This is a genomic window from Rhizobium azibense, from assembly GCF_004342325.1.
Lineage (GTDB): Bacteria > Pseudomonadota > Alphaproteobacteria > Rhizobiales > Rhizobiaceae > Rhizobium > Rhizobium etli_B.
On sequence record NZ_SMBJ01000002.1, the window covers coordinates 267,862 to 288,422 of the forward strand.

Sequence of the window (20,561 nt, forward strand, 5' to 3'; positions counted from 1 at the left end):
TCCCCTGTTGCACCGAAGCCCGTCCGGCGCCCCGGATATAGGCCTACTTCGATTTTCGTCTCACTGCTCTGCGGATAAGTCGGAATACAGGGTTTCGAAGCCCCTGTTGATGTCTACGAGCGGCATCGTATGGGTGATCCTCGGATCGATCTCTATCCTGCCTTCCATGTACCATTTGCTTCCGTGTATAGGTCGGCGATCGTCGGTGCGGCCGCATGCGCCGCCAAAGGCGGTGCCCGTCCAGCTGCAGTCGGTCACCAGCTGGAACGGCCGGGTTGCCCCAGCCGCAATGGCTGGCTCCCTGCGCCCGGCCCGCGGGTGTTGCCGGTGCACTCGAAGGTCTAGTCGGCGCCACCGATCTGGTCGGCGCCGCACTTCGTCATGTTGACGAAGTGCGGCACGCTGGCGCACTCGACCTCTTTAATGCCCTTCTAACACTCACTCCCTGATCGCATTGCTGCCGCGCACCATGACCCATACAGGTGGGACTAGGCCGAACGACCGCATGACGCGTCGCCGACGATCGCGGCGCGCAGTTATTCGTAGATGTCGTCTCGGTTGCGGGAGACGTTCTTGTTTTCACCGAACGCCTGGCATGACGTTTCCTTGCCGCCATTGACATCGAGAGCATGGATCGTATTGGGGAACACGGATGGATACACATCACATCACCGATTGCCCGACCGCGGGAGACCCCAAGGCCAACGCAAGCGTCCAATTTGTTGTCTGTGATGGGACGTTCGCTTCCGTCAGGGTGTCATGGTTCGCCAGGTGGGCAGGAGGCACCATCGTTGCCTGTCCTCGTGCCTACGAGACTCTGCCGCTCCCATTCGGCAAGGCCTTGAAGCCGGAAACCATAATATACGATAAGCCTTTCAAATGGCCTAAGCAATCATAAATAAACTTCGCAACACAGAGCAACAGAGGGAAATGTTGCTCTGCAATATTTCCTCGAATGTTAACCCGTGTAAACGGCTTTTATTGCGATGCCGCAGGCCGGGCAAGCAAATTGCAAAGTCAGCCGGCGTCCGGAAACGTCCTCCCGAAATCCGAAACCAGTTCGTCCAGCGCCTTTACGTCGCGGGCCTGGCGCGGGACATCGACATCGAAGATGCCTCGCACATGGGCCGGCCGCGGTGACAGCACGATGACACGATCTGCCAACAGAAGCGCTTCTCGAAGATTATGCGTCACCATCAAGGCAGTAGTGGGCCTCACCGACCACACCGTCATCAAAAGACGCCGCAATTTGTCAGCCGTCCGTTCGTCGAGCGAGGCGAAAGGCTCGTCCAGCAAAAGGATCGCAGGTTCTGTCGCAAAGGCACGCGCCAGGGCAGCGCGACGCGCAAGGCCGAGCGAAAGTTCTGAAGGATAGAGCGACCGCATAGAGGATAAGCCCAGAATGTCGAACAGCCCATCCAAGTCCATGTCCCGCGTGCCTGGAGGCAGCGCGAGGCGGACATTCTGCTCGACGGTTCGCCAAGGCAAAAGCACGGGCTCCTGGAATACCGCAGCGATGCGATTGGAACCGCCCTTGGGCAACTGATAGCTGCCGTAAAACGCCTGATCGAGCCCCAGCAGAATGCGCAAGGTCGTGGTTTTGCCGCAGCCGGACGGCCCCAGCAAACAGGCAAACTCCCCCTGCCGCACCTCGAAGGAAAGTCCGCGCAGGGCATCAATGGTCACGCCTTCGGCCGACAGGAACGTCTTCTCGGCGATATCGACCTTAAGCGGGGCGGCGGCGCCAGCGTGTTGCATGTCGTTCAAATGGTTGCACCAGAAGGAGTTCGATCAATAGCATAATGGCAACGAAAGCCAGCGAATAGGCAAGGATGGCGGCGACATCGAAGATCTGGAAGTGCAAATAGATCTGGAAGCCCACCCCATTTGAACGGCCCAGCAACTCGACAACCAGCACGATCTTCCAGATCAGCGCGATACCGGATCGCGATGCGGCCGCAAAATAAGGCTGCAGCTGCGGCATCAGAATATGGCGGATCCTGTCGAGCCGGCTGAGGCGATAGACTTTTGCCATTTCGGCGTAACGCGGATCGAGCGCCCGCGCGCCCTCACGCATGGTAACAACGACGTTGGGTATCTTATTGATCGCCACAGCGCTGATCGCGGCCGCTTCCGTCAGGCCAAACCAGATGTAGGCAAGAACGATGACGACCAATGCCGGAAGATTGAGAAAAAGGATAAGCCACGGATTGAAGAAAGAATCCACTCGCCGGTGCACGCCGAGCAAGACACCGATGACGGATCCCACCAGCATAGCAACAACATAGGCGGCAGCGACCCGGGACAGCGTCATGGCGAGATGATAGGCGAGATCGCCGCTTGCCGCCTCCTTGATCAGCACACGCCAGACGTCGATCGGCGGCGGAAACGCCCGGCTCGGCCAGATTCCCGCCACGAGGTTCCAGAGCAGGCATAATCCGAGAAGGGATACCAAAGCCGTTGCCGCCGGCAGAAGACCATGAGAAAAGGCACCCGCCAATCGGCCCTCAACTGGCGCTCTTTCCCGTTCGGGTCCTGCTGTCATGTCTTTAAGGCCCAGAACGTTCCCGGAGCCATCTGGGGCGCCCCACCGACAAGCTTCTCCCCACCCAATTCGGCCAGAATTGCGTATAGCTTGGCGGCATCTTTCTCCTCCTCTGCGATCGGCCTGTCCGGAATGCCCTGGCGGTAGCGATCGCGAAGTACCTCGAGTTCCCTGCCCTCGGCTCGCACGATCGGCGCCAGCCGCTGCCATTCTGCGTCAGACTGTGCCAGGAGCTTCTTGGCCGCGCCACTTGCCTGCAGAAAGCCCATTGTGACGTTCGGGTTTTCGTTCGCCCATTTGTCATGAAAAACATAACCGAGCGCCGAAACCGGGCCCGATGCGCCGAGCGCCTTAGCGGCATCGTCGGCACCCACAAGGCGGCGGAAACCGTTTGCCTCCAGGCGGGCACAGAAATGCCAGAAGTTCAACACAGCATCGAGTTCACCAGAAACGGCCTTTTCCGACAGCAGCGGCGGTGCACCGAAAACGATCTCGCTTTCTCTGGTCAGGTCCATCTTGTGATCACGCCGGGCCAGGCCCTGGATCAGGAGCCAGCTCTTGTCGAGCGACCCGCCGGTCACCCCGATTTTCTTTCCTGCAAGGTCCGGAATGGCGCGAATGGACGCATCGTCCTTGACCATGATGGCGCCAACCGCCGTCGAGTAAGGTGCGAGCGTCAGATCCGCACCCTGCGAACGCTGGCGCGAAACCCACAGCCAATCGGAAACGATGATGTCGAGATCGCCTGCCAACATGGCGACGTTGCTGGCGTCTTCTCCCGCGAAATATACGATCTCCACATCGATCCCGTTGGCCAAGTCAAACTTGTGGTGCTTGATGGTGTCGAGTTCCCAATTCACTGTCCCGAACTTCAAGATTCCGACCCGGATCTTCGGCGCGGACGGTGTGGCCAAGACATGGAAGCTCAAAAGATCTGTCGCAGCCAGAACGGCTGCTCCGCAAAGCGCGCGCCTCGATATGTTCATGATGACACCTCCCGGCGAAATGGTTGCAGCAGCGTCATATTTCCAGGCACATGCTGGAAGACGGATCTCAACTGATGAACTTCTGTGACGGACGGCTTTCCGACCACTTTGCGATCACTGCCGGCGCCAAGATCGATGCACTGGGCGAACAAGCCACGGCATTCAGAATGCAGGTTTTCGGTGCGGCAACTGATCGGATCGGCCGACGTGCACACCGTGAGGACGAGATCGACGAAGTTCAATTGAGCACCTCTCACTGCACGAATGCGCATGCAAAAACCCCCGTCCGGCATGCTTTGCATACCGTCCGGTTGCCGGCTTTCCCAAGGTGCCCGATGGAGAGCCTGTCTATAGGATACGCGTGCCACAAAGAAGCGTCAATCATTCGGCGAAGACCGCACCGCCTTGTGCGTTGCATGGGCGGGCGATGGCAAGGTCATGTCACGCATCATGGCAAGCCCGCGTTCGGATTATCGATCGTCATGTTCGGCAGGCCGGCAAAGGAGGTGAACGGGACGAGCGCGGTCACGCGCAGCTTAAGCGACGGCGGCAAACCTATTCACATGCAATGGCGATGCGGCCGCAAAGAAAGCCGGCGCCGGGATTCTGGAGATACCAGCCGATCGCAATTGGTGGTAGCCGCGAATTTCATTGCCGCGATCCACAAGGCAATATCGGCCTTTCGGAATCTGCTGGCCGTAAAAGCGATCGTCGAGAAACAATTTCGCCGCAAACAGCGACGCACCCGCGCTGAAAGGATGATTTGATGCCGCGACGGCTTCGTTATTCGACAGGACAAGCCGCGCCGGTTTCCACCCAGGTCCTGATAAGCTCGCCGAACTCTGCCTGCGTGCCCGGCACGGGCTCGCGGCCCTCGCCTGGGCTCCAGCCCCATCCGACGAGGCCGTCATGCGCCATGTGCTCGGCGATCTCATTCAGGTCCTTGCCGCCGTTCCGCGCCGGGTCCTTTAACTGCTGACAGATTTCGCCGAGTGATTTGCCTACCCAGGCCATCTCGATTGGCGCCAGGTGCCAGGCCGCATTGCCGGGTATGCTCCGCAGCGTCGGCGACTGCCCGACGACGGTTGCGTTTTCGGCGCCGTGACAGGTGTTGCACATCATGCCGGGAACCCCCATGCCGGCCTCGCCGCGCGTGACCGGCGGCTCATGCGGCTGCATGCTCATCCGCTGCAGTGGCCGGTCCGTTGCCGGGTGACAGTTGAGACAGCGCGGATGCTCGATGACCTTGCCCGCTTCCTCAAACAAAGCCACCGATCGGGCCTTTTCATCGGCAATCGATGAGAAGGAAGCAGCCGGTTTCAAGGATGGCTTATCCGCGGCAGGCGCGCCTTGCGCGAGCGCCATGAAGGATGCCGGCAGGGCCGCTAGGAGCGAGATGCCGCCTGCGGTGCAGGCGAGAACCAATCTGCTTTTCATCGTGATCTCCCTCAGCTCGTCGCGACGCTGACGATCGGCAGGCTGCGCACCGGACTCCCCGTCAACCGCCGCCAGGCGTTGGCAACAGCGGGGCCGACAGGCGGAACTCCCGGCTCTCCGACACCCGTCGGGGCTTCAGCAGATTTGATCACCGCCACCTCTACATCCGGCATCTCGTTGATCCTGATCGAGCGATAGTCATGGAAGTTCGACTGTACGATGGCGCCGCCCTTTCCAAGCGTCACAGCGTCAAAGAGGACGGCCCCGAGACCATAGCCGATACCGCCTTCCATCTGCGCCTTAACGACATTGGGATTGATTGCGACACCGCAATCGACTGCACACCAAACCTTGTGCACACGCGGTGTACCATCGCTGCCGACGGAGATTTCGACGATCTGGCCAACATAGGTTCCAAAGCTCTTGACGACGGCAACGCCGCGCTGCCGCCCCTCGGCAGTCTTCGCGCCCCAATCGGCGATCTCGGCCGCCCTCTTCAAGACGTCGGCGTAACGCGGATCTTCCGTCAATAGCGCGAGACGGCCCTCGACGGGGTCCTTGCCGATCTTTTGGAAAAGCTCATCGAGGAAAGTCTCGACCGCAAAACCTGTATGGGTATGGCCGACCGACCGCCACCAGAGCGGCGGCACGGCGAGCTTCACGTTGTGCGACCTCACCCGCAGGTTCGCCACGTTGTAGGGGAGGTTGGACGCACCCTCGACGGAGGTCTCGTCGAGATCGGCCTTGCCCAGGATCGACTGGCCGACGATCGTCTGGTCCCAGGCCACGATCTGGCCGCTCTTGTCGATCGCACCGCGCATTCTGTGGAGATACATCGGCCGGTAATAGCCGCCGCGGATATCGTCCTCGCGCGTCCACATGTGCTTGACCGGGCGTGACTGGTCCGTTGCCGCAAAGACGGCGGCCGCCTCCTGCATATAGGGCGAGCCGAACTGTGCCCGGCGCCCGAAACTGCCGCCCGTTATCTGGGTATTGATCCTGACCTTCGACGGGTCCAGGCCGACGCTCTTTGCAGCCACGGTCTTGTCCATGCCTGGAAATTGCGCCCCGGTATAGACGTCGAGGCTGCCGTCTGGCGCCTTGATGAACACCGCGTCAAGCGGCTCCATCGGCGCGTGGGCAAGGAACGGAAAGACAAGCTCCGCTTCCAGCGTTTCAAGTCCTTCGCCGGCAAAGGCCCTGTCGACGTCGCCCTTGCTGGCGGCGCTCAAGCCATTCTCCCTGGCCATCTTGGCGTAGTCGGCGGCGAGCTCTTCGCTGGAACGCGTCTCGGCGGCGGAAAGGTCCCAGTCGACCTTCAGCAGCGAACGTCCCTTAAGGGCTGCGTAGGTGTTTTCGGCATAGACGGCCACGCCTTGAGGCATCTGTTTCACGTCGATGACGCCCGTCACCTTGCGCGCTTCGCTGGCGTCAAAGGATTTGACGGTCGCGCCGAAGTGATCGGGATGGGCAACGACGGCGACCAGAAGATTGTCAGGAATGACGTCCAGCGTAAAGATCGCGGTGCCGTTGGTCTTGGAAACAGTGTCGAGCTTCGGCAGTTCCTGGCCGATCAGCACGAACTTCTCCGGGTCCTTGAGGCTCACCTCAGCCGGTGGCGTCATTGCAGCCGCCTTCGAGGCAAGAGCCCCGAAGCCGCTCTCCTTGCCCGTGGCCGAATGGCGGATGCGGCCCTTTTCGACGGTAATTTCACCTGCCGCAACCTTCCAATCATCCGCCGCCGCCGCAACCAGCATGGCGCGGGCCGTGGCGCCTGCCTTGCGCAACTGCTCGTAGGAATTGGCAATCGACGATGAGCCGCCGGTGCCCTGCACCCCGAAAGCGAGGTTCGCGTAGACCTTGTCGTCCGCCGGCGAGTGCACCGCGCGCATCTGCCCCCAATCTGCATCGAGTTCTTCCGCGACCAATGTCGCAAGGCCGGTAAACGGTCCCTGGCCGAACTCGATATGCTTGGAGAGGATCGTCACCGTGTCGTCGGTACCGATCCTGACGAAGGTGTTGAGCGTCGCAAGCGCATCTTCGCCGCCGGCCTGAACACCGCTCACGGCCGCAAGGGCAGGCATCCCCGGCGCCAGCGCAAAACCGATGACCAGACCGCTGCCGGCAAGAAACGCCCGGCGCGTCGTGGAAATATGCTGCACTGTCATGGCTCAACCCTCCATCGCAGCGGCGGCATTGTGGATTGCCTGACGGATCCGGTGATAGGTGGCGCATCGACAGATATTGCCGGCCATCGCACCGTCGATATCTTCGTCGGTCGGCTTTGGAATGTTCTGCAGAAGGGAGACAGCCGACATGATCTGGCCGGATTGACAATATCCGCATTGCGGGACATCGATGGCAACCCAGGCCGCCCTTACGACCTCGGCCTCCTTGCCCTCCACGCCTTCGATGGTGAAGATTTCCGAGCCCTCGGCAGCCGAGATCGGCGTGATGCAGGAACGGCGCGTGAAGCCGTCCATATGAACGGTACAGGCCCCACATTGCGCCACGCCGCAGCCGTATTTCGTTCCGGTGAGTTTCTCGAAATCGCGGATGAACCACAGCAGCGGCGTGTCCGGGTCACCGTCGAATGTCTTCGTCTGCCCGTTGAGCGTAAAAGTAACCATGGCCGAACCTCCTGGTTTGCTTGAGCCAGAAGGGCTCCAGCAAGCATCGCAGCGTCTTTACGGTGCCCAAATTACGGCAGAGTCTGCCCGTTGGCCATGGTCGCACCGGTAACACCTCCGTTACCCGGAGGCGGCTCCGTTTAGGAAAACCGGGCATCCGGCAGTCAACCCGTGCGCCAGCCAGTGAAATGCAACCTCGGTCCCCTGCTCTCGATCTTTGTCTCGAAACGGCGCCGATCAAAGGATGCCCGGCCTGGCTCCGAGGGTCCATTGGGCGCCTGACAGACGTTCATGGAGAAGCTCACGCGATTTGAACTAGAAAGCAAAACAGAGCTGCGGATCATGCAGTCGCTGTCAGTTCTTCTACTCGCTTGAGGTCGAGAACCGCCTTGATCGGAAGGTGGTCGGAGGCGACGCGGGCAAGCGGCGTATCATGCGCCTCGACATTCGTCAGCACACCTTTGCGGTTCGACATGATACGATCGAGCGCCAAGATCGGCAGGCGCGCCGGAAAGCTTGCGACGGCGGGGGGCTGGGCCTCAAAAGCGGATTGAAGCGTGTTGAGCGAGGAACGGTCGCCGAGCCGCCATTCGTTGAGGTCGCCAAGCAGAACGGTCGTCGCTTCGCTTCGATCGGCCATCAGCTCGACCAGCATCTGCGCCTGGCGCGCCCGCGAATGGCGCAGAAGCCCGAAATGGGCAGCGATGATGCGGAGCTCACCGCCATTTTCCAGTTCGAGTTCCGCAACAAGCGCCCCGCGCGGTTCGAGCCCCGGCAATTTGATCTGGTGCACGTCGCGCACCAGCCCCTTCTTGAAGAGCACGACATTGCCGTGCCAGCCGTGTGCCTTCGACATGCCCGAAACCGGAACCGGAATAAGCCCCGTCTCGCGCTCCAGGCGCGTCAGATCAAGGATCCCGGTTCGCTCCCCGAAGCGCGTATCGGCCTCCTGCAGGGCGATCACGTCGGCGCCGATTTCGTGGATAACCCGGCTCGTCCGCTCGGGATCGCAGCGCCTGTCGGCGCCGACGCATTTATGGACGTTATATGAAGCGATCAACGTACCTTCGGCCCGCGGCTTTGCCGCAGCCAGCACGGCCTCCAGCCGTTTTTTCCGGTTGCGGATCGAGGCGAGAATGCTGGCGGGGAGGTTGTCCTTTTTGGCATGCATCGAAGTCAACACGGGCTCCGTTGGTCGAAAACGGCTCGGGTTCGGAGTATAGGCCCACGGGTAAAACTTGCCATGCTTCTGTCTCAGAAAATCAAAGATAAGGCGAACCCAGCCACAGGATCTTTTCAACAAGCCGCACCAGGAAAGGCCGCGACCGCAGGCTCTCCAGCGTCACCGGGGCTGCAGATTTCAGCATCTGATCGATATGCTCGTCGATCTCCGCCGCAAATCCCTCGTTTAGCACTTCAAGATCCACCTCGAAATTCAGCCTGAGCGAACGCGGATCAAGATTGGACGAACCGACATAGGTCCAGACGCCATCGACCGTCAGCAGTTTCGAGTGGCTGAAGCTCCCGGTCGAACGCCAGATGCGGCAGTAATTCTTGAGGATTTGGTCGAACTGCGCCGTCATCGCCCGGTCGACGAGGACAAGGTTGTTGACTGCCGGGACGATGATATCGACCTCGACGCCACGCCGTGCGGCTGTCGTCAGCGCGCTGATCAGCTCACGATCCGGCAGGAAATAGGGTGACATGATGCGGATCGATTGCCGCGCAACGGAAAAGGCACCCATCAGCATCTTGTGATTGGTCTCGACGCTGCGGTCCGGTCCGGACGCGACGACGCGCATGATGACAGGATCGCCGGGCTGGCGTTCAGGCGCTTCGATACGCCACGCCTCTGCGTTCAGAACCTCGCCTGTCGTGAAGCGCCAGTCCTCGGCTGCGACATCAAAGAGATCGGCAACAGCAGAACCGGTGACCGAGAAATGGGTATCGCGCGCAAAATCATCGCCCGTCATCGCCTGGCTGAAGCCCTGGCGTATGTTCATGCCGCCCGTCAGTGCCACACGCCCGTCGACGACGATGATTTTCCGGTGCGTGCGCAGATTTGCATAGGGGAGCCGCAGGCCCATGATGACATTGCCGTTGAAGACTGAAACCGTCACCCCGCCGTCGGCGAGATAGCCAAGGATACTGGGCACCGAGTATCGGGCCCCGACGGCATCGATTAGCACGCGCACCTCGACGCCGCGCTTTGCCGCCGCAATCAGCGCGTCGGCGATGCGCAGGCCGATCGTGTCGCGATCGAAAATATATGTCTCAAGCAGGACGCTTCGCTCGGCCCCGTCGATCGCGGCCTTCATGGCTGTGTAGGCATCATCGCCGGTTTCCAGCATGTCGATCGAATTGCCGGTCGTCAGCGGATAGCGGGCCACGCGATCTCCAAGCGTTTGCAAGGCTGCAAAGCGCCGCCCGTAATTGCTGATGATCGTCTCCGGCTCCGCATCGAAACTTTCAAGCTCATCGAGGTCGGCTGCCGGCAGCAAGGCATCGCGCCGCAGACTCAAGGATTTGCGACGGATGCGGTTGATCCCGGCGATGGCGTAAAGCACCGCGCCGATGATTGGAGACAGGATGATGACGCCGACCCAGCCGATTGCGGCGCGTACCTCTTCCTTCGTCATAGCCGCATGGATTGCCGCGGCGGTCCCCATGCCAAGAGATATGACGAAAAGGAAATGCGGCCAATAGGTCGATATGAGATAAAACATTGCAGAAAGATATAGCTTGAAAGCGGCGGCCTTCAATTCGCCACCGCTCCCTCAGGACGCGAAAATTTCCAGGCTGCTATTTTATCAGCCGAGGATCGATCGCAAACACCACAGAACCAGCTGCAAGTTTACCATCCCCCGGCTGAACAAGGTGGCTCCCCAGGCGATCAAAGATTACCGCACCGTCGAAGGCCGGCACGGCGAGCGGGGTGTCGGCCAAGTTGGCCCGAAGCTCCAGCTTGCTGGTACCAAAGGTCCAGTCGATTGCCAGCGCGCCATCGACGCTTTCCAATGCCGCGCTTGCAACACGTTCCGGCTTCTTCAACAACGGCACGACATAGTTATGCCGCAGATCGATGAGCTGGCTTAGATAGGTTTTCTGGCCTATGCCTTCATCACTGTCGCAACGCTGCCATTGAAGTTTTGAACATGCAAAAGTCGAGACCGCGTTCGGATTCGGCAAATCGTCTGGCGTCTTGCCTCGCTTCAGGCCGCCGAAACCTTCCGCTTCCGCCGCCCGCCCTTTGCGGACAATCTCACCAAGCTCGCCGGCGTAATCGCTGAAGAAGAAAAACGGCTGCGTCTCGCCATATTCATCCCCCATGAACAGGAACGGAACCTGCGGCGAGAGGATCAGTATCGCGGCCAGCATTTCGACCATATCGGGACGCGCAATGCTGACCAAGCGCTCGCCGAAGGCACGGTTGCCGACCTGGTCGTGGTTCTGGAGGAAGTTGATGAAGGCCTGCGGCGGGAGATAAACCCGCTCACCCTTCGGCACTTCAGGCGGAGTGCCACGGTCCGGAAATACGAAGCCGTGCTGCATCGCGAGCTTTGTCTTTTCCCACAAATTAGATGCAAAGGGCCGATAGTGACCTTCCGTCTCGCCGGTCGCGATGATGTGAGCGACGTGATGGAAGTCATCGTTCCATTCCGCTGTAAAGGTCTTGACCCTTCCGTCGCCGTCGCGCTCGAGCAGGCTCACGAGGTTGCGCTGATCCTCGACGACGAGATGCACCGCTCGATCGGCAAAGGCGTTGCCGACTTCTGCCGACAACTGCTCGAGGATGTGCTGCTTCGACGTGTCGTAAATCTGCTCCACCGCATCGAGCCGTAGGCCATCGAGCCGGAATTCGCCGATCCAGTAAAGAGCATTTTCGACGAAGTAGCGGCGTACCGGCTCCTGTCCGAAATCGATCGCCGCACCCCACGGCGTGTTGCGATCGAAGCGGAAGAACTCGGGCGCATACCTGTGCAGGTAGTTTCCATCCGGGCCGAAATGGTTATAGACGACATCGAGCAGCACCATGAGGCCGTGGCCATGTGCTGCGTCGATGAATGCCTTGAAGTCGGCAGGCGTTCCGTAAGCTGAATGCGGTGCATAGTGCAGGACACCGTCATAGCCCCATCCGCGCTTGCCTGAAAATTGGGCGACGGGCATGACTTCGATTGCCGTAAAGCCCAACTTGGCCAGATGGCCGAGCTTTTCGGCGGCTGCCTTGAAGGTGCCCTCCCCTGTGAAGGCGCCTATGTGGACTTCGCTGATCACCGCCTCTTCCCACGGCCTTCCCTTCCAGTCGTCATTCAGCCACTGATAGGAAGGCTCCACGATCAGCGACGGACCGTGCACATCGCCGGCCTGCTCCCGAGAAGCAGGGTCGGGCACGACACCGCCATCTCCAAGAACGAAGGCATATGCGTCGCCCACCTTCGCCTCTGGAACCGTCAGCTCAAACCAACCGGCGGCAGACCGGTTCATAAGCCTGTCTTTGCCGCCGCAACGGAGTGCCATCTCCCTTTGTCCCGGCGCCCAGATGCGGAAATCAACGCAGTTCGCCCTGATCGTGGGCCCCCAGCCTTTTTCGCCTTCCGCGACAGAGCCTGCTTTCGAAACCTGATGCATGGATTGCCCCTGATTGACGTGAATGCTTTAACTCCTCGTGAAATTCATCAAGGGCGCCGCTTGTTCCCGTGCTGGAACAAACATCGGCGTGGATCGGTTGCAGATGAAGACATAAGGAGGAACCTCCATGACCATCGTGCCCAAATTCGGTCCGGCCTTCGCACTTGAGAATGCAGAGGCCAAGGGCCTTGATCAATTGAAACGGCAGGCCGAAACCTGCACGCGTTGTGATCTCTATAAGAACGCCACCCAGCTCGTATTCGGCGAAGGCCCCCCCGCGGCCGAGATCGTGCTGGTGGGCGAGCAACCCGGAGACAAGGAAGACCTGGCCGGCAAGCCTTTTGTCGGCCCTGCTGGACGCCTGCTCGATCAGTGTCTGAAACAGGCGGGCATCGACCGCTCTCGCTGCTACGTCACCAATGCCGTCAAGCACTTCAAGTTCGAGCCGCGCGGCAAACGCCGCATGCATTCCAAACCAAATGCCGGAGAGATCCAGCGCTGCGCGTGGTGGCTCGGTGCCGAGCTAGACATTCTCCAGCCGAAACTCGTCGTTGCGCTGGGTGCTACTGCACTTTATTCGCTGCTTGGCCCCAAAGTGAAGGTTACCGTCGAGCGAGGCCAGGTACTTCAGGCGGCAAACCATCCTCCGGTTCTTGTGACCATTCATCCTTCCTACCTCCTGCGCATTCGCGACGAGGAAGACGCCCGCGCCAACCGCGAGCATTTCGTGCGGGATCTGGCGAAGGCCGTTGCATTCCAAGGCGGTTGACCGGCATTTCATGTTGCGGCGCAAATAATATTTTGCACTGTGTCAAAATTCTTCTTGAATATCCCCGATTCCTCTGGAACCATCCCGCCCGGTCTAGCGTTTGACTGCGGGATGATGTGACTGGAGATCAGCGATGACAGAAACTCGGGAAGAGTGGATTAAAAAACGTGCATACGCCCTCTGGGAAGAAGAGGGACATCCTACCGGACGAGATTCAATACATTGGGAGCAGGCAAAGAAAGAGCGTGAAAAGCTCGAAAGTTCTGCTGCGTCCAAAGACGGCAAGGAAGTCAAGACCAGGGGCAAACGCACCGCACCGCCCGGGACAAAAAGCAACGGCGCTGCAAAGCCTACTCCAAAGCGTGCGGTCAGCCGCAAGTCTGCCTGAACGCACTCGACATCTCAGCTTCAAGATGCGGACGCTGCGCCAGCTGCGTACGCATCTGTTGTCATACGACTGAATTACTCGCGCTTTAGGGTGTTCGTAGGAATAGATCGCCCAATGACCCTAACACGGTGTTGGCTCCAAAAAAGCTGCAAAACGGCCAGCGATGGCGGAACCAATTTTCTCGTGCGCTGTTAGTGGCGAAAATGGGAGGCTTGCCATGAACAGTTACTTCGACAGCGTTCTCGTTTCGCTTGTCGTAGCAGGTCTCTTCGTTTTGATCGCGCCGTTGTGAGGCGCAGATGCTGATCTTGTCTGTAGCCGCCTTTCTCTACCTTGTCCTTGCGCTCGGTCTCGTCGTCGCAATCGACAACATGGTCGGCCTTGTCTTCCGCGAAACCCGATCTCCGTCCGGCCGCCTGGTTAATTTCAGCAAAGCATTGTCCGGTTTCCAACGCCCTTCTCGAAAATAGTACCGACCGATCGCTTAGCTTTGCCAAGCACGTTACTCCTGCGTCAAAATCCGGGCTTACTCCGGAACCTTTTACAGGCCCTGGCGGTTCAATCTCTTTGCAGACAAGAGGAGGCATATATGCCAAGAGGCGACAAATCCACGTATACGGACAAGCAGAAGCGCAAGGCAGAGCACATCGAGGAAGGCTACGAGGAACGTGGCGTCTCCGAAAAAGAGGCAGAGCGCCGGGCCTGGGCGACCGTCAACAAGGAAAGCGGCGGCGGCAATAAGTCCGGTTCGGGTCGCGGGAAGAAAGACACGCACGAAGCCTCTAAAAAAGGCGGCCGCAAAGGCGGCGCGGCATCGGCATCCCGCTCCGCAGCCGAGCGTTCGGCATCCGCCAAGAAGGCCGCCGCGACGCGCAAGCGCCACGAACATCAAGCCCATCACTGATCTTTGGATTGGCGCGCCGCCAAAGCCGTTCCTGCTCGAGGAGTTTTTGAAATGGTCGCAACAGGTGGCCGATGACGCATCAGCCTCAAGGAACGCGTTTTCAACTCCGACGATCCAATCGCCTGATCGATCAACACACCCCGGAGGCGAATGGCCGTAAAAAGCGGGCACTTACGCGGCTATGTCGATGTTGAGCTATAAATTGCGCCGGCGACCGGTTGACGAAGAAGGAAAGTAGCGCACTTACAAAACCAGGCATTGAGGGTATGGATGACATACGAGCTCTATTACTGGGACGGCATCCAGGGACGAGGGGAATTCGTCCGCCTGTCACTGGAGGAGGCGGGGGCCGAGTATGTCGACGTCGCTCGCGAATCCGGGAGCGGCCGGGGAACCAGCGCAATGATGAACCTCATGCGGAGCGGCTCGGATCCGCATATCCCGTTTGCGCCTCCCTTTTTGAAAGATGGCGACCTCGTCATCCCGCACGTCGCCAATATCCTGCTTTATCTCGGACCGAAGCTCGGTCTGGTGCCCAAGCAGGAGGGCCTACTCTACGTGTTGAATGGCTTGCAACTCACCGTCGCCGATTTCGTCGCCGAGGTACATGACACGCACCATCCGATCGCCACCTCGCTCTACTATGAAGATCAGAAGGACGAGGCAAAGGCGCGCTCGGCCGCATTTATCAAGGAACGCATGCCCAAATTTCTCGGCTATTTCGAACGCGTGCTGCGGCAGAACCCGCAAGGCCCACAACATATCCTCGGCGATGCGCTCACCTATGTCGACCTCTCGCTCTTTCAGATCATCGAGGGCCTGAACTATGCCTTCCCCAACGCCATGACAGGCTATCAGGCGAAATACCCGGCGCTATCGGCCCTGCATGATACAGTGGCCAGGCGCCCGAACATTGCCGCCTACCTGAAATCGGAGCGGCGCATCGCTTTCAACGAGGACGGAATCTTCCGGCACTATCCAGAACTCGACAAGGGGGCTTAAGGAGGAGGCATGAAAAAGGCCGTACCCTTTGAGAGGATCACTAAGATGCAGGTGATGATCGAGGGACCGTCACGCTTGCGGCCTTTCTGCATGACTGCCCCTTATGATTACCATATCGGCGTTTGCGCCGGGTTCGGGCACCAGTGGAGGCTGGTTCAGGTCCGAAGGACAGCAGAGCGATCTGTCCAGCGGAAAGAGAGACTTTGTCGATCGGTGCGAATGCCGGTCAAAACCTAACCGGAGCCAAGGAAAAGCCGCCCATGAAGGTGTTTTCCTTGAGTTCTTTCATTGGAGACGGCCATGGCGCGGCAGACTTTCTGGAAAGGTTATCTCAAGCTGTCGCTCGTCACGGCGTCAGTCTCGCTGACGCCAGCCACGACGGAGAGCAACAAGGTCCGTTTTCATGTTCTCAATCGCAAGACCAGCAACCGGGTCGAAAGCCGCTATGTCGACAGCGTTACCCATAAGGCCGTGTCCGGAAAGGAACAGGTCAAGGGTTTTCCGAAGGGCGAGGACGATTACGTCATTCTCGAAGACGACGAGATCGACGAGGTGGGGCTTGAAAGCACACGAACCATCGACATCGACACCTTCGTGCCGCGTGGCTCGATCGACTGGATCTGGTACGACAAGCCGCATTTTCTGGCGCCGGAGGACAAGGTCGGCACAGAGGCCTTCTGCGTCATTCGCGAGGCGATGAGGGCAAACAACGTCGTTGGCATCGCAAGGCTGGTGCTTTATCGCCGTGAACGGGCGGTGCTTCTCGAGCCTCAAGGCAAAGGCATCGTTCTGTGGACGTTGCACTTCGGCAACGAGGTCCGAGAACCGGTCGCACACCTCGATATCGACACCAAGGTCGACACCAAGGTGCTCGCCATGATGACGCGCCTTGTCAAGGAAGAGACGAAAGAGTGGAGTGTCTCCATGGTGCAGGATCCGATTCAGAAGCGGCTGAAGACAATGATCCGCAACAAGACGAAGAGCCTGAAACAGGCTGCGCCCGCAGCGAAGCGGCCCGCTGTCAGATCGACCGGCAATGTCATCAACATCATGGACGCCCTGAAGAAGAGCTTGGCCGCCGACGGCGAAAAGCCGAGATCACCGAGATCTCGCTGAGGGCACGGCCATTTCCGGCCCCAAATCGTCGTAAACGGAACGGCGCGCCCGCTATTCTGTACTAATCTGTTCGAAGCAGCCGGCATGGAGAGGAGCCATGCTCAGTTGATCTTTCAACGGAGGAGATGAAAATGAGCAAGAACCGAGGCGTCGTCTATATGCGGCCTGGCAAGGTCGAGGTCCGCGACATCGACGATCCGAAACTGGAAGCCCCAGATGGCCGCCGCATAGAACATGGCGTCATCCTGAAGGTAATCTCCACCAATATTTGCGGCTCCGACCAGCATATGGTCCGTGGCCGCACGACAGCCATGCCCGGTCTCGTTCTCGGCCACGAAATTACCGGGGAAATCATCGAAAAGGGCGTCGATGTCGAAATGCTGAGCGTCGGCGATATCGTTTCCGTGCCCTTCAACGTCGCCTGCGGCCGCTGCCGTTGCTGCAAAGCCCAGGACACCGGCGTCTGCCTGACGGTTAATCCTGCGCGCGCTGGCGGAGCTTATGGCTATGTCGACATGGGCGGGTGGATCGGCGGCCAAGCCCGCTATGTCACCATTCCCTATGCCGATTTCAATTTGCTGAAGCTTCCCGACCGCGACAAGGCAATGGCGAAGATCCGCGATCTCACCATGCTTTCGGATATCCTTCCAACGGGCTTCCACGGCGCAGTGCGCGCCGGCGTCGGCGTCGGCTCGACGGTCTATGTCGCAGGCGCCGGTCCGGTCGGCATGGCCGCTGCCGCATCTGCCCGCATCCTCGGCGCAGCCGTCGTCATGGTCGGCGATTTCAACAAGGATCGTTTGGCCCATGCCGCCAAGGTTGGCTTTGAACCGATCGACCTTTCAAAGAGCGACCGCCTCGGCGACATGATCGCTCAGGTCGTCGGTTCCAATGAAGTAGACAGCGCCATCGACGCCGTCGGCTTCGAAGCTCGCGGTCATTCGGGCGGCGAGCAGCCGGCAATCGTGCTCAACCAGATGATGGAGATCACCCGTGCAGCCGGTTCGATCGGCATTCCTGGCCTCTACGTCACCGAAGATCCAGGCGCCGTCGACAATGCCGCAAAGCACGGCAACCTCTCGCTTCGTTTCGGCCTCGGCTGGGCAAAGGCTCAATCCTTCCACACCGGCCAGACGCCTGTCCTGAAGTACAATCGTCAGCTGATGCAGGCGATCCTCCATGACCGCCTTCCGATCGCCGACATCGTCAATGCCAAGGTGATCTCACTGGAGGATGCTGCGCAAGGCTATGAGAGCTTCGACCAAGGCGCCGCCACCAAATTCGTGCTCGACCCGCACGGCGAGGTTGCGAAGGCAGCCTAGTTGCTGAAACCATCGCGTTGTCAGTCTTTCCTCCACGGGAGAGACTGACGGCTGGCAAATGCCAGGCGCTAGTCTAACGCTTCTTCTTTTTCTCAAGCGGCTTTGCTGCCGCAAAGAACCCGTCCCACGGATCGTGCGGCAGCGCCTCGAGCCGCGGCGGCGTGTTGTCGATGGTGAAATGGGCCGGGCCGATGTCGGCGGTGAGTTCGCTCCATTCCAGCGGCATCGAGACGGCCGCGCCCGCCCGGGCACGCGTGGAGTAGGCGGCGACTGCAGTGTTGCCTCGGCCATTGCGCAGGTAGTCGATGAAGATCTTGCCGGTGCGCTCGGATTTTGTCGCCTTGACGATGTAGCGGTTCGGACTTTCTGCGGCCATGGCGTCCGCCAGCCGTTTCGCAAAGGCCTTTACCTCCCCCCAACCTGCTTTTGGCTTCAGTGGCGTGACCACATGCAGCCCCTTGCCGCCCGAGGTCTTGACAAATGCGGCAAGTCCCTCTGCCTCCAGGCGCTCTTTGATCTCGCCGGCGGCAGCGATGATATTATCCCACGCAACCTCGCCGCCCGGATCGAGATCCATGGTTATCATGTCCGGCTTTTCCCAATCGTCCGTCGTTGCGCCCCAGGGATGAATTTCGAGCACAGCCGATTGCACGAGGGCCACCAAACCATCGAAATCGGCAATGCGCAGCAACTTTTCTCCGCCCCTGTCCTTCGGATCTGTGATCTGTTCGATGTTTTCGTTCATGCCCTTCCAGGCGTGTTTCTGGAAGAAACGCTGATGTCCTTCAATGCCGTCTGGCAGACGCAGCAGAGCCAGAGGACGATTGACCACGTAAGGCTCCATGAAGCGCCAGACCTGGGCGTAATAGTTGGCCAACCCTTCCTTGGTGACGCCTTCGTCCGGCCAGTAAATGCGATCCGGATGGGTCAGCGTCACATGGGATTTCGGCAGGTTTTTAGCGGGAGTCTTTTCCATCTCGCGGACACGTCCTTCGCCAGTCTGTCCTCGCGCAAAGCGGTGCCGCAGGTTACCATTGGCGGACCACATGCGATATTCTCGCGACAAGCTCCGGCTGCAAAAAATGAACCCGCGCCCTTCCTCCGATGAGCTCTGTGCATTGATCACAATATCGCCGTCATACTGCAGCCGCGTCACATCGTGCTTTTGAAGCACGAATCCGTTTCACCGAATGCGCCTTTGTCGCAGCGCGTTCACGGATGATCGTCAGGAGTTTGAGCAGACAGGTCTCGAGCGCCATTGTCAGCCAGCTTTCTTGCGGCGGCTATCGGAGGCAGAGCGGTGCGCCGTCCCTTTCCCAGGCGTTTTCTTTTCACTCAACTTGGCACTCTGGCGCAGCGCCTCCATCAGATCGACAACCTTGCCCTCCGGCTTCGGCTTCGTCTTCGGCAGCGCCCTGCCCTCGATCTTGGCCTTTACCAGTTCGGTCAGCGCCGCCTCGTAGCGATCCTCATATTCGCTCGGCTCGAACACGCCCCGCTTCGTACCGATGATATGACCGGCAAGCTCGAGCATCTCCGTGTCGAATTTGATGTCCGGAATGTCCTTGAAAACCGGACCGGCAGAACGAACCTCGTAGTCGAAGTTCAACATCGTCGCGATGACATAGTCCTCACGCTGACGGATCAGCAGGGTCCGGTTGCGCCGGAAGAGCACGGCCTGGGCAAGTGCTGCCACATTGTTTTCACGCATGCTCCTCGCAATCAGGCGCAGCGCCTCTTCGTCACTCTCGTCGACAGGTGCAAGATAGTAAGGACGGTCGAAGTAGAGCTTGTCGATTTCATCGAGCGTTATGAAGCTCTTTACATCCATGACCTTGTCGCTCTCCGGCATCACATTGGCAATCTCCTCGCCTTCGATGACGATGTATTCGCCATTGTCCAACTGGTAACCCTTGACCTGATCTTCGCGCTCCACGGGCTTGCCGGTCTCGCTGTCCACGAACTGACGCTCGACGCGATGGCCAGTTTTCCGATTGATGATATTGAAGGAGAGCCGGTCAGATCCGGAAATTGCAGTATAAAGCCCGACGGCGCAGACAAGGTCGCCGATTTTCAGATGACCCTTCCAGCTGGCCCGCGCTGCCATCGTCGTCCCCCGCGTTCGCTCAGAGCCGGCTTCCACTCTTGTCCGTTTCAAGCGGCACAAACCGCCAACCGCCGTCCGGAGCCGGAAACGCCAACGTAGCATCTCCGTCGCCGATTTTCTGGCGGGACGCTGCGCGTTTTGCGTGATTGATCGCCTCTTCGACGGTCGCGTAGGTTTCGGAAAGCGTGCCGCCGAGCTTGTATGCCCAGCCTTCGTCATGGGGCACGATCTGATAGGTAATGTCGACCATAATCCTGTCCTCTCTTCAGTCGTCATCGCGTGGCGCTGCTTTGCGGCGCTCATCCAAGGCGATTATCCTTTCGACAGACGCGATATCGTCACTGGTAACGGGCCGCACGGGATCGGAGGCGATCGCTTCGAGCACTTCGTCTGAAAGCGCGCCTTTGCGGATTGCCCATTCCAATGTTTCACGCGTTTCCCGCTCCGCCTTCAGCTGCGCATAGAGCGCTACGATCAGCCGGTCGCGGTGATCGAACCCGCTCTTTAGCGCCATGTTCGGGATATTCGGCATGCAGGTGGCCCTTCAAGATTTCTCCCGATCAAAGCTTTTCAACTGATTGGAGCCCGAAAAGTTCCGCTATTTCAGGTCCAAAGCTCGATTGGGTTCTGCTTGGCCGTGAATGACCTGTTCTCGGGAGGGCAGGTGCCATGAGCAAAATCCATCACGAATCCCGAGTTTTCCCGCGAAAGAGCCACATGACTGCA

20 protein-coding genes and 2 pseudogenes are annotated in these 20,561 nt (G+C 59.4%); 8 read left to right on the plus strand and 14 right to left on the minus strand.

What is annotated here, in order from left to right; translation table 11 throughout:
- Positions 1 to 60 precede the first annotated feature (60 nt).
- The 4 genes and pseudogenes from EV130_RS33195 to EV130_RS05430 form a co-directional block, all read right to left on the minus strand.
- Positions 61 to 422: pseudogene (locus EV130_RS33195) on the minus strand (S-(hydroxymethyl)glutathione dehydrogenase); the annotation flags it as partial.
- A 595-nt stretch (positions 423 to 1,017) separates the two neighbouring features.
- Positions 1,018 to 1,758: an ABC transporter ATP-binding protein gene (locus tag EV130_RS05420; protein WP_074064872.1), complete on the minus strand. Its 741-nt coding sequence runs from the start codon at positions 1,756 to 1,758 to the stop codon at positions 1,018 to 1,020.
- Complete coding sequence (locus tag EV130_RS05425; RefSeq protein ID WP_132659514.1) at positions 1,727 to 2,545, minus strand: ABC transporter permease; 819 nt, start codon at positions 2,543 to 2,545, stop codon at positions 1,727 to 1,729. Before EV130_RS05425 ends, EV130_RS05420 begins: the two co-directional genes overlap by 32 nt.
- A complete protein-coding gene (locus EV130_RS05430; protein ID WP_074064873.1) occupies positions 2,542 to 3,531 on the minus strand; it encodes an ABC transporter substrate-binding protein in 990 nt (329 codons plus the stop codon). The genes EV130_RS05425 and EV130_RS05430 overlap by 4 nt, the downstream gene beginning before the upstream one ends.
- A gap of 23 nt (positions 3,532 to 3,554) precedes the next feature.
- Here EV130_RS05430 and EV130_RS32470 point away from each other — a divergent pair, with 23 nt between their 5' ends.
- A complete protein-coding gene (locus EV130_RS32470; RefSeq protein WP_165918493.1) occupies positions 3,555 to 4,298 on the plus strand; it encodes a hypothetical protein in 744 nt (247 codons plus the stop codon).
- 16 nt (positions 4,299 to 4,314) lie between these two features.
- Here the strand turns inward: EV130_RS32470 and EV130_RS05440 are convergent, their stop codons facing one another.
- From EV130_RS05440 to treZ, 6 genes are all read right to left on the minus strand, one after another.
- The gene (locus tag EV130_RS05440; RefSeq protein ID WP_132659518.1) at positions 4,315 to 4,968 is read right to left on the minus strand and encodes an Isoquinoline 1-oxidoreductase subunit; all 654 of its coding nucleotides are present in this window, start codon (positions 4,966 to 4,968) and stop codon (positions 4,315 to 4,317) included.
- Between the two features lie 11 nt (positions 4,969 to 4,979).
- Entirely contained in the window at positions 4,980 to 7,136 is a 2,157-nt protein-coding gene (locus tag EV130_RS05445; protein WP_132659520.1) for a xanthine dehydrogenase family protein molybdopterin-binding subunit, read from the minus strand.
- A 3-nt stretch (positions 7,137 to 7,139) separates the two neighbouring features.
- Positions 7,140 to 7,598, minus strand: a complete 459-nt coding sequence (locus EV130_RS05450; protein WP_074064878.1) for a (2Fe-2S)-binding protein — start codon at positions 7,596 to 7,598, stop codon at positions 7,140 to 7,142.
- 340 nt (positions 7,599 to 7,938) lie between these two features.
- A complete protein-coding gene (locus EV130_RS05455; protein WP_074064879.1) occupies positions 7,939 to 8,769 on the minus strand; it encodes an endonuclease/exonuclease/phosphatase family protein in 831 nt (276 codons plus the stop codon).
- A 91-nt stretch (positions 8,770 to 8,860) separates the two neighbouring features.
- Positions 8,861 to 10,324, minus strand: coding sequence for a phospholipase D-like domain-containing protein (locus EV130_RS05460; RefSeq protein WP_132659846.1), 1,464 nt, complete (start codon positions 10,322 to 10,324; stop codon positions 8,861 to 8,863).
- A 76-nt stretch (positions 10,325 to 10,400) separates the two neighbouring features.
- Positions 10,401 to 12,227 carry a malto-oligosyltrehalose trehalohydrolase gene (treZ, locus tag EV130_RS05465; protein ID WP_132659522.1) on the minus strand — a complete coding sequence of 609 codons (1,827 nt, stop codon included), beginning with the start codon at positions 12,225 to 12,227 and terminating at the stop codon, positions 10,401 to 10,403.
- A 127-nt stretch (positions 12,228 to 12,354) separates the two neighbouring features.
- Between treZ and EV130_RS05470 the strand changes: the two genes are divergently transcribed.
- The 7 genes from EV130_RS05470 to fdhA all read left to right on the plus strand — a co-directional run bounded on the left by EV130_RS05470 (position 12,355) and on the right by fdhA (position 17,728).
- A complete protein-coding gene (locus EV130_RS05470; protein WP_132551581.1) occupies positions 12,355 to 12,996 on the plus strand; it encodes a UdgX family uracil-DNA binding protein in 642 nt (213 codons plus the stop codon).
- A 133-nt stretch (positions 12,997 to 13,129) separates the two neighbouring features.
- Positions 13,130 to 13,384, plus strand: coding sequence for a DUF2934 domain-containing protein (locus EV130_RS05475; RefSeq protein WP_074064882.1), 255 nt, complete (start codon positions 13,130 to 13,132; stop codon positions 13,382 to 13,384).
- Positions 13,385 to 13,683: 299 nt separating this feature from the next.
- Positions 13,684 to 13,854: a hypothetical protein gene (locus tag EV130_RS32475; RefSeq protein ID WP_165918494.1), complete on the plus strand. Its 171-nt coding sequence runs from the start codon at positions 13,684 to 13,686 to the stop codon at positions 13,852 to 13,854.
- A gap of 119 nt (positions 13,855 to 13,973) precedes the next feature.
- On the plus strand, positions 13,974 to 14,288 hold the full coding sequence (locus EV130_RS05480) for a plasmid stabilization protein (protein ID WP_132551583.1): 315 nt from the start codon (positions 13,974 to 13,976) through the stop codon (positions 14,286 to 14,288).
- A 270-nt stretch (positions 14,289 to 14,558) separates the two neighbouring features.
- Positions 14,559 to 15,290 (plus strand): glutathione S-transferase, encoded by a 732-nt coding sequence (locus EV130_RS05485; protein ID WP_132551585.1) that lies wholly within the window; start codon positions 14,559 to 14,561, stop codon positions 15,288 to 15,290.
- A gap of 300 nt (positions 15,291 to 15,590) precedes the next feature.
- Positions 15,591 to 16,406 carry a non-homologous end joining protein Ku gene (ku, locus tag EV130_RS05490; protein ID WP_074064886.1) on the plus strand — a complete coding sequence of 272 codons (816 nt, stop codon included), beginning with the start codon at positions 15,591 to 15,593 and terminating at the stop codon, positions 16,404 to 16,406.
- A 131-nt stretch (positions 16,407 to 16,537) separates the two neighbouring features.
- Positions 16,538 to 17,728, plus strand: a complete 1,191-nt coding sequence (gene fdhA / locus EV130_RS05495; protein ID WP_132551587.1) for a formaldehyde dehydrogenase, glutathione-independent — start codon at positions 16,538 to 16,540, stop codon at positions 17,726 to 17,728.
- 73 nt (positions 17,729 to 17,801) lie between these two features.
- On the opposite strand, the pseudogene ligD reads toward fdhA, so the two are convergent.
- The 4 genes and pseudogenes from ligD to EV130_RS05515 all read right to left on the minus strand — a co-directional run.
- Positions 17,802 to 18,836 (minus strand): annotated as a pseudogene (gene ligD / locus EV130_RS05500) (non-homologous end-joining DNA ligase); the annotation flags it as partial.
- Between the two features lie 153 nt (positions 18,837 to 18,989).
- Positions 18,990 to 19,835, minus strand: a complete 846-nt coding sequence (ku, locus tag EV130_RS05505) for a non-homologous end joining protein Ku (protein WP_132659524.1) — start codon at positions 19,833 to 19,835, stop codon at positions 18,990 to 18,992.
- 19 nt (positions 19,836 to 19,854) lie between these two features.
- On the minus strand, positions 19,855 to 20,085 hold the full coding sequence (locus tag EV130_RS05510) for a DUF2188 domain-containing protein (RefSeq protein WP_074064889.1): 231 nt from the start codon (positions 20,083 to 20,085) through the stop codon (positions 19,855 to 19,857).
- A 15-nt stretch (positions 20,086 to 20,100) separates the two neighbouring features.
- The gene (locus EV130_RS05515; RefSeq protein WP_132659526.1) at positions 20,101 to 20,367 is read right to left on the minus strand and encodes a hypothetical protein; all 267 of its coding nucleotides are present in this window, start codon (positions 20,365 to 20,367) and stop codon (positions 20,101 to 20,103) included.
- Positions 20,368 to 20,561 lie beyond the last annotated feature (194 nt).

Excerpts from the sequence above, each read along its gene's own strand:
- EV130_RS05420 (WP_074064872.1), bottom strand. The coding sequence starts at position 1,758 with ATGCAACACGCTGGCGCCGCCGCCCCGCTTAAGGTCGATATCGCCGAG.
- EV130_RS05425 (WP_132659514.1), bottom strand. The coding sequence starts at position 2,545 with ATGACAGCAGGACCCGAACGGGAAAGAGCGCCAGTTGAGGGCCGATTG.
- EV130_RS05430 (WP_074064873.1), bottom strand. The coding sequence starts at position 3,531 with ATGAACATATCGAGGCGCGCGCTTTGCGGAGCAGCCGTTCTGGCTGCG.
- EV130_RS05440 (WP_132659518.1), bottom strand. The coding sequence starts at position 4,968 with ATGAAAAGCAGATTGGTTCTCGCCTGCACCGCAGGCGGCATCTCGCTC.
- EV130_RS05445 (WP_132659520.1), bottom strand. The coding sequence starts at position 7,136 with ATGACAGTGCAGCATATTTCCACGACGCGCCGGGCGTTTCTTGCCGGC.
- EV130_RS05450 (WP_074064878.1), bottom strand. The coding sequence starts at position 7,598 with ATGGTTACTTTTACGCTCAACGGGCAGACGAAGACATTCGACGGTGAC.
- EV130_RS05455 (WP_074064879.1), bottom strand. The coding sequence starts at position 8,769 with ATGCATGCCAAAAAGGACAACCTCCCCGCCAGCATTCTCGCCTCGATC.
- EV130_RS05460 (WP_132659846.1), bottom strand. The coding sequence starts at position 10,324 with ATGTTTTATCTCATATCGACCTATTGGCCGCATTTCCTTTTCGTCATA.
- treZ (WP_132659522.1), bottom strand. The coding sequence starts at position 12,227 with ATGCATCAGGTTTCGAAAGCAGGCTCTGTCGCGGAAGGCGAAAAAGGC.
- EV130_RS05470 (WP_132551581.1), top strand. The coding sequence starts at position 12,355 with ATGACCATCGTGCCCAAATTCGGTCCGGCCTTCGCACTTGAGAATGCA.
- EV130_RS05475 (WP_074064882.1), top strand. The coding sequence starts at position 13,130 with ATGACAGAAACTCGGGAAGAGTGGATTAAAAAACGTGCATACGCCCTC.
- EV130_RS32475 (WP_165918494.1), top strand. The coding sequence starts at position 13,684 with ATGCTGATCTTGTCTGTAGCCGCCTTTCTCTACCTTGTCCTTGCGCTC.
- EV130_RS05480 (WP_132551583.1), top strand. The coding sequence starts at position 13,974 with ATGCCAAGAGGCGACAAATCCACGTATACGGACAAGCAGAAGCGCAAG.
- EV130_RS05485 (WP_132551585.1), top strand. The coding sequence starts at position 14,559 with ATGACATACGAGCTCTATTACTGGGACGGCATCCAGGGACGAGGGGAA.
- ku (WP_074064886.1), top strand. The coding sequence starts at position 15,591 with ATGGCGCGGCAGACTTTCTGGAAAGGTTATCTCAAGCTGTCGCTCGTC.
- fdhA (WP_132551587.1), top strand. The coding sequence starts at position 16,538 with ATGAGCAAGAACCGAGGCGTCGTCTATATGCGGCCTGGCAAGGTCGAG.
- ku (WP_132659524.1), bottom strand. The coding sequence starts at position 19,835 with ATGGCAGCGCGGGCCAGCTGGAAGGGTCATCTGAAAATCGGCGACCTT.
- EV130_RS05510 (WP_074064889.1), bottom strand. The coding sequence starts at position 20,085 with ATGGTCGACATTACCTATCAGATCGTGCCCCATGACGAAGGCTGGGCA.
- EV130_RS05515 (WP_132659526.1), bottom strand. The coding sequence starts at position 20,367 with ATGCCGAATATCCCGAACATGGCGCTAAAGAGCGGGTTCGATCACCGC.